This is a genomic window from Paenibacillus sp. 01T422, from assembly GCF_056398785.1.
The window spans coordinates 1-1,762 of sequence record NZ_JBFTQB010001121.1; the positions used below are offsets into that span (position 1 = coordinate 1).

The window sequence follows — 1,762 nt, forward strand, 5'->3', positions numbered from 1 at the left end:
GTCTTTGAGCCGGGCGTGATGACCTATGGCGGCAACGTGAGATTCTCACAGCTGTTAGCGCTTCTGCTTGTCATCGGAATGGCAATTTTGATTATCGTAAGAAGGAAAAAAGGGTATGCCAATGTTCGTTATGCGGACCCTATCGTCTCCTCAAAAATATTAGATAAAAACAGAGTAGTGAAAGATCAAGAGCAACAGGATAAAGGAGCAGATTATGATTCAAACCGTACTGTTTGACCTGGATGGAACAATTGTTGATACGAATGAGTTGATTGTACAGTCCTTTTTGCATAGCTTAGAAGGCGAAACAGCAGAACCTGTAGGCAGGGAGCTAATTATCCCGAATATGGGGCGTCCGCTTGTGGAGCAAATGGAGTTTTTTACAGGTAAAAAGGAAGTGGAAGAGCTTATTATGAAATATAGGAAGTTTAACCTATCTAAGCATGATGAGCTTGTTAAGGAGTTCCCTAACGTGCGAGTTGTCATGAAGAAATTGCATGAGAATGGGATTAAAATCGGCATCGTTACCAGCAAAATCAGACAAACGACACTAATGGGCCTTAAATTGTGCGGATTAGACGAGTACGTGAGCACGATCGTTACCGTTGAGGACGTCAAGGAAGCGAAACCGCACCCAGAGGGGATAATCGCCGCGCTTAAGGTATTAGGGAGTACGCCGGATCAAGCCGTGATGGTCGGAGACAGCCATTATGACATTGAAGCCGCAAAAAATGCTGGTGTCACTTCAGTCGGGGTTACATGGTCCTGGAAAGGCCGTTCTTACTTGGAGGAATACAGCCCGGATCATCTAATTGACGATATGTTCGACTTGCTGCCTATCGTGGGTCTCACGTCGGATGTGGATGCTCATTGAGAAAAACAGACAGGTACCCGGTTGAGGGTCCTAATGCCCTGTGGCAAATCTATCATACCGTCAGTAAATGGAAGGCGATTCGCAATTTCGTATTCATTCAGATTACGCGGTACTCGCCTTCGCTACGGATGAAAAACTGGATCTACCGGCATATCCTTGGGATGACGGTGGGGGAGCACACAGCATTTGCCCTGATGGTGATGGTGGATGTGTTTTTTCCAGAGAAGATACATATTGGCAGTAATACGATTATCGGGTATAACACGACGATATTGGCTCATGAATATTTGACCAAGGAATACAGGCTTGGCGATGTTCATATTGGGTCCCATGTGATGGTGGGGGCAAACACGACAATTCTCCCAGGTGTAACGATTGGGGACTACGCGATTATTGGTGCTGGTTCTGTTGTGCACAAGGATGTAGCCCCCCATAGCTTCGTCGCAGGAAATCCGCTGCAAACGATACGTCAAATATAAAATGAGAAATAAGAGTTGTGCGCTATTGAGCTGTACAGCTCTTTTTCTTTGTGCATGTAAAGGGCTTATAAATGTAGGAAACCAGAGAAAGAGGCAATTGACGGTCCTATGGTTACGTGATAAAATAGCCGTACATTCTTTATTTTGGTAGCATGGTAGCACGTTAACGTGATAAAGCAAGAGAAGAGAGAAAACAGAACTGAATTCTTAGATGTTGAGGTGAGACGGTGTCAAAGCCAAAAGTATTTGAAAAGCCGTTAGGGGTCAAGGATTACTTACCCGAAGCGGTCACGAAGCTGCGCAACATAGAATACCGTGTACTGGCTTGTATGGAACGCTGGGGATATAACCAGATCCTCACACCTACACTTGAATATTACGATACCGTTGGAGTGGCAAGCTCCACAGA

The 1,762-nt window shown here is 45.2% G+C and carries 3 protein-coding genes and 1 pseudogene; all 4 read left to right on the plus strand.

Annotation, left to right across the window (positions count from 1 at the left end; translation table 11 throughout):
• Positions 1-237, plus strand: a pseudogene (locus AC1DUA_RS36295) (hypothetical protein); the annotation flags it as partial.
• Positions 215-874, plus strand: coding sequence for a pyrophosphatase PpaX (ppaX, locus tag AC1DUA_RS36300; protein ID WP_477504347.1), 660 nt, complete (start codon positions 215-217; stop codon positions 872-874). The pseudogene AC1DUA_RS36295 and the gene ppaX, both read left to right, overlap by 23 nt.
• Positions 871-1,353: an acyltransferase gene (locus AC1DUA_RS36305; RefSeq protein WP_477504348.1), complete on the plus strand. Its 483-nt coding sequence runs from the start codon at positions 871-873 to the stop codon at positions 1,351-1,353. The genes ppaX and AC1DUA_RS36305 overlap by 4 nt, the downstream gene beginning before the upstream one ends.
• A gap of 227 nt (positions 1,354-1,580) precedes the next feature.
• A partial coding sequence (locus AC1DUA_RS36310; protein WP_477504349.1) for an ATP phosphoribosyltransferase regulatory subunit occupies positions 1,581-1,762 on the plus strand: 182 nt, incomplete at its 3' end.